The 5,972-nt window shown below is 59.6% G+C and carries 4 protein-coding genes and 1 pseudogene; all 5 read left to right on the plus strand.

The window, feature by feature from the left end; translation table 11 throughout:
• The first annotated feature begins 39 nt into the window (after window positions 1–39).
• Window positions 40–420, plus strand: a complete 381-nt coding sequence (gene apaG, locus ABJK70_RS18625) for a Co2+/Mg2+ efflux protein ApaG (protein WP_077729073.1) — start codon at window positions 40–42, stop codon at window positions 418–420.
• Between the two features lie 19 nt (window positions 421–439).
• On the plus strand, window positions 440–1,090 hold the full coding sequence (clpP, locus tag ABJK70_RS18630) for an ATP-dependent Clp endopeptidase proteolytic subunit ClpP (protein WP_347258740.1): 651 nt from the start codon (window positions 440–442) through the stop codon (window positions 1,088–1,090).
• A 69-nt stretch (window positions 1,091–1,159) separates the two neighbouring features.
• Entirely contained in the window at window positions 1,160–2,434 is a 1,275-nt protein-coding gene (gene clpX, locus ABJK70_RS18635; RefSeq protein WP_077729075.1) for an ATP-dependent Clp protease ATP-binding subunit ClpX, read from the plus strand.
• A 144-nt stretch (window positions 2,435–2,578) separates the two neighbouring features.
• A pseudogene (gene lon, locus ABJK70_RS18640) lies at window positions 2,579–4,921 on the plus strand (endopeptidase La); the annotation flags it as partial.
• Between the two features lie 442 nt (window positions 4,922–5,363).
• Complete coding sequence (locus tag ABJK70_RS18645; RefSeq protein WP_086135380.1) at window positions 5,364–5,900, plus strand: flavodoxin; 537 nt, start codon at window positions 5,364–5,366, stop codon at window positions 5,898–5,900.
• Window positions 5,901–5,972 lie beyond the last annotated feature (72 nt).

The following is a 5,972-nucleotide window of genomic DNA, read 5'->3' on the forward strand; positions in this document are numbered from 1 at the left end:
CACCGAAAGACAATCGATCCAAGAACAAATGGAGACGTTATGACCAGCAGAATCCGCGAACTCAAAGTCGACGTTAAAACCGTTTATCTCGGAGAAGAAACCCATCGCGACGGAGAACGTTACGTATTCGCCTACACCGTGACCATGGAAAACACCGGCACCGTTCCGGCGAGGCTGCTCGGCCGACGCTGGGTGATTACCGACGCCAACGGCAAGACGATCGAAGTCGTCGGTGAGGGCGTGGTGGGGGAGCATCCGTATTTGCGCCCCGGCGAAGCGTTTCAGTACACCAGCTCGGCAATGATCGAAACCCCGGTGGGCAGCATGCAGGGCAGCTATCAGCTGCTGGCCGACGACGGGGTGCCTTTCGAAGCGCCCATCGCGCCCTTCCGGCTGGCGATTCCGCGTACTCTCCATTGACCGGCAACCTGACAAGAGCATGACCTTGAACCATTCGCCCAACCAAACCTATGCCCCTTCAGCCGCCGCCGGCTTGGTGCCCATCGTCGTCGAGCAGTCCCCGCGTGGCGAAAGAGCGTTCGATATCTATTCGAGGCTGCTGAAAGAGCGGGTCATCTTTCTGGTCGGCCAGGTCGAAGACTACATGGCCAACCTGATCATCGCCCAGCTGCTGTTTCTGGAATCGGAAAACCCCGACAAGGACATTCACCTTTACATCAATTCTCCGGGCGGGTTGGTCACCGCAGGCCTCGCCATTTACGACACCATGCAGTTCATCAAACCCGATGTCAGCACCCTGTGCATAGGCCAGGCGGCCAGCATGGGCGCCTTGCTGCTGGCGGGCGGCGCGGCGGGGAAACGTTTTTCTCTACCCCATTCCAGGATCATGATCCACCAGCCTCTGGGCGGGTTTCGGGGACAGGCCAGCGATATCGATATCCACGCGCGGGAGATCCTGTCGCTCCGCGATCGCCTGAACGGGATACTCGCCAGGCACACCGGGCAGCCCATCGAAAAAATCCGGGCCGATACCGACCGCGACAATTTCATGAGCGGGGACGACGCCAAAAGATACGGCCTCATCGATAACGTACTCAGCCAGCGGAATCGGCCTGGCGACGAGCTTTGACGCGAAAGGCGGCATGCCGGCCGGACACGGGCATGACCGAATCAACATCCAGCTAAGAGGGTAAAAGCAATGAGCGACGAAAAAAACGGCAAGGAAAGAGGCGGAAAGCTTCTCTACTGTTCATTTTGCGGAAAAACCCAGCATGAGGTCAGAAAGCTTATTGCAGGTCCGGCGGTATTCGTCTGCGACGAATGCATCGAATTATGCAACGACATCCTGCGCGAGGAGTTGGAAAGTACTTCCGATGGTGGGGATAAGCTTCCCACGCCCAAGGAAATCAAGGCCATATTGGACGACTATGTCATCGGCCAGGAAAGACCCAAGCGGATTCTCGCGGTCGCGGTTTACAACCACTACAAAAGGCTGCGCGTCAAAGCCCACGCCGGGAAAAACGACGTCGAACTGGCCAAGAGCAACATCCTCCTCATAGGGCCTACCGGTTCCGGCAAAACCCTGCTGGCGGAAACCCTGGCGCGTATCCTCAACGTGCCCTTCACCATCGCCGACGCCACCACCCTGACGGAAGCCGGCTATGTCGGCGAGGACGTGGAAAACATCATCCAAAAGCTCTTGCAGAAATGCGATTACGATGTCCAAAAAGCCGAGTCGGGCATCGTCTATATCGACGAGATCGACAAGATCTCGCGCAAATCGGCCAATCCCTCGATTACCCGCGACGTGTCCGGCGAGGGCGTGCAGCAGGCCTTGCTCAAGCTGATCGAGGGCACCGTCGCATTGATCCCGCCCCAGGGCGGGCGCAAGCATCCGCAGCAGGAATTCCTGCAAGTCAACACGGCGAACATTCTGTTCATCTGCGGAGGTGCGTTCGCGGGTCTCGACAGGACCATCCGGGCACGTTCCGAAAAAGGCGGCATCGGTTTTTCCGCCGAGGTGAAAAGCAAGGAGGACCGCCGCAATGTGGGCGAGATCTTAGCCGGAGTCGAAGCGGAAGATTTGATCCGTTACGGCCTGATCCCCGAGTTCGTCGGACGGCTGCCGGTGGTGGCGACGCTCGAAGAGCTGGACGAGGAGGCGCTGGTCAAGATCCTGACCGAGCCGAAAAACGCCCTGGTCAAGCAGTACCAAAAACTGTTCGAGATGGAAGGCTGCGACCTCGACATCCATTCCGACGCCCTGAAGCTGATCGCCCAGCGCGCCATCGAGCGCAAGACCGGCGCGCGCGGCCTCAGAACCATACTCGAGAACGTTCTGCTCGACACGATGTACGAACTGCCGTCCGACGAGTCGGTGACCAAGGCCGTCGTCGACGAAAGCGTGGTGCGCGGCAACAACCCGCCCTATCTGGTCTATCGAACCGAAGAAAAGCAATGCGCGTCGGCTTGAGCCGCCCAGCGGAGTCTTGGCTTATCAACCCGGCGCGGCGACAAGCCGCGTGAGTTAGGCCTAAGCGCGTACCGGCTTGGGCGGCGACCCGAAAGACCAGGAGGGTATTTACGGGCCTGATTAATAGTTTGGAGGGCTTTTATCGTGGAAACTGAATCGACCGACAACGTTCATCCTGCGGAGAACCGCGTTCCGGTGCTGCCTTTGCGCGATGTGGTGGTCTATCCGCAAATGGTCGTCACCCTGTTCGTCGGGCGGGAGAAATCCATCGCGGCGCTGGACGATGCCGTGCAATCCGGCCAGAAAATCCTGGCCGTGACGCAGAAGGACCCCAAATGCGACGAGCCGGAGTTCGCGGACTTATACGAAACCGGCACCCTGTGTGCGGTCGATCAGCTTTTCAAGCTGCCGGACGGTACCGTGAAGGCGTCGATCAAAGGCGCAAGGCGCTGCCGAATTAAGGAGTATCAGGTGGCCGACAGCCATGACATGGCCCTCGTCGCGCCGCTGCACGATCAAGTCAATTTAAGCATCGCGGAGATGGACGCCCTCATGCGTATCGTCACCGGCGCTCTCGACCAGTATGTCAAACTCGATCATCAGATTCCGCGGGAAATCGTAAACGCTCTTCCGGATATCTCAGAGCCAGGCCGGCTGGCCGATACCATCGCCGCGCACATGGCTCTCAAGATCGAAGACAAGCAGGCGCTTCTGGAAACGGTCGATATCGCCGCCCGCTTCGAAAGACTGATCATGGCGATGGAAAGCACGGTCGACCGCCTGGAGGTGGAAAAGCGCATCCGCGGACGAGTCAAGCAGCAGGTGGAAGACAACCAGCGCGAGTATTATCTGAACGAACAGATGAAAGCGATCCGGAAGGAACTGGGGGAATTGGGCGAGACGCCCGACGAGTTCGACGCGCTGGCGGAAAAGATCGTCAAGGCGAGAATGCCCAAAGCCGCCCGCGCCAAGGCCGAATCCGAGCTGGACAAGCTCAGGCGGATGCCTCCGATGTCGTCGGAATCGACGGTGGTTCGGAATTACCTCGATTGGATGATTGACCTGCCCTGGAAAAAACGCAGCAGGGCCCGCTTCGATCTGAAGCAGGCGGAAGCGCTGCTCGAGGCCGAGCATTACGGCCTCGACAAGGTCAAGGAACGCATCTTGGAGTACCTGGCGGTGCAACAGCGCGCCGGGAACGCGAAGGGACCGATCTTGTGCCTGGTCGGGCCGCCCGGCGTAGGCAAGACATCATTGGGCCAATCCATCGCCCGCACCACTAACCGCAAATATGTCCGCATGGCCCTGGGCGGGGTGCGGGACGAAGCCGAAATCCGCGGGCACCGGCGCACCTATATCGGCGCACGGCCCGGCAGGATCCTTCAGTACCTGGCCAAGGCGAAGACCCGCAATCCCTTGTTCCTCCTCGACGAGATCGACAAGATGGCGATGGATTCGCGCGGCGATCCCGCCTCGGCCCTGCTCGAAGTGCTGGACCCCGAACAGAACCGCGCGTTCAACGATCATTTTCTCGAGGTCGATTTCGATTTGTCGGAGGTGATGTTCGTCGCCACCGCCAATACCCTCAACATCCCCGGCCCTCTCCTGGACCGTATGGAAGTGATCCGCATCGCCGGCTATACCGACGACGAGAAGATCAATATCGCCGCTCGCTATCTCGTTCCCCGGCAAGTCGAGCGGAACGGTCTTAGGGAAAATGAAATCCAGATCACCGATTCTGCCTTGCAGTCCATGATCCGCCATTACACCCGGGAAGCCGGGGTGCGGAGCCTCGAACGGGAAATCGCCACGATTTGCCGCAAGGTCGTCAAGAATCTGCTGCTCAAACCCGGAACCAAGAAATGCGTGGTGACGCACCATAACCTGGAAGATTTTCTGGGCGTGCAGCGCTACCGTTACGGCCGCGCCGAGGAGACCGACCGGGTTGGCCAGGTGACCGGGCTCGCGTGGACCGAAGTGGGCGGCGAATTGCTCACCATTGAATCCGCCGTCATGCCGGGCACGGGCCAGCAGATCTATACCGGAAGGCTGGGCGAAGTCATGCAGGAGTCGATCCGCGCCGCGATGACCGTGGCCCGTTCCCGCGCCGTCGAACTGGGCATTTCTCCCGGTTTCTATCAAGCCAGCGATATGCATATTCACGTGCCGGAAGGGGCCACGCCCAAGGACGGCCCCAGCGCCGGGATCGGCATGTGTACCGCCCTGGTCTCGGCCTTGACCGATATTCCGGTGCGGGCCGATGTCGCGATGACCGGCGAGATCACCCTTCGCGGCGAGGTACTGCCCATCGGCGGCTTGAAGGAAAAGCTCCTGGCCGCCCATCGCGCAGGCATCAAGACGGTGGTGATCCCTTACGAAAACGAAAAGGATCTGGCCGAGATTCCCAAGAACGTCAAAAAGGATCTCAGCATCCTTCCGGTTCGCCGGATCGACGAAGTGCTCGGCGCCGCGCTGCTGCGCCAGCCCGAATCCCAGGACGCGCCGTCCCTGCCCATCGAACAGGACCGCGCTGCCCATGGCGTCGAAAGCGGGGTGGCGATTGCTCATTAAGAATCCTAAACAAGCCTTTGCCCTTAGGGCAGAGATATCTACACAAGGCGTCACCCCGGCAGGGAGTACTCGCCCCTTCCTTGGGGCTTGTCCTTCGGACCGTGCTCCACACGTCCAAATTCGCTCCCCGCGAATTTGTGCCGGGGGCCAGAAGCCAAGGACGGCAACGGCTGGTCACATCCATGTGTCCTGGATTCCGGCAATCCATGCCGGAATGACGGCTGTAGGAACTTGCGTAGATACCTGTGCAACTTTGGAGGGGGTGGGTGAGGACCGTTTAGCCGTAAATCGGCAATCCCTTACCAACGAGCTCTGCTCAAACAGTTACGCGCTTCAGCGTTTTTTATAGAGGAACCTTATGGCCAACAAGATCGGTATATTTTTCGGCTCGGACACGGGTAACACGCGGCGCGTCGCGAAATCGATCGCCAAGAAACTGGGCGATGCCGCGGATGCACCCGTCGACGTGAAGAAAGCCAGCCCCGACGACCTGCTCAAATACGATGCGCTGATCCTCGGCACCCCGACCCTGGGCGACGGCGAGCTGCCGGGCCTTTCCGCGGGCTGTAGCGACGAAAGCTGGGAAGAGTTTCTGCCGAAACTGGAGGGCAAGGATCTGAACGGAAAGGTCGTGGCCCTGTTCGGACTAGGCGATCAGGAAGCCTACGGTCACGAGTTCGTCGACGCTCTGATCCTTCTGTACAACTTCGTCGTCGAAGCCGGCGCCAAGGTGGTCGGTTTCTGGTCCACCGACGGATACACGTTCGAGAAATCCAATTCGATCATCGACGATAAGTTCGTCGGTTTGGTCATCGACCACGAAAACCAGAGCGACGAGACCGAAGAGCGCATCGATACCTGGCTGGCCGAGATCAAGCCGGCTCTGCTGGGTTAAAGCGCTTTTCGCTACAGTGGCGGCGGCGTAGGTCGGCAATCCCTTGCCGACGGAAACGGTTGGTCGGCCCTC

Source organism: Methylocaldum sp. (assembly GCF_039794385.1).
GTDB lineage: Bacteria > Pseudomonadota > Gammaproteobacteria > Methylococcales > Methylococcaceae > Methylocaldum.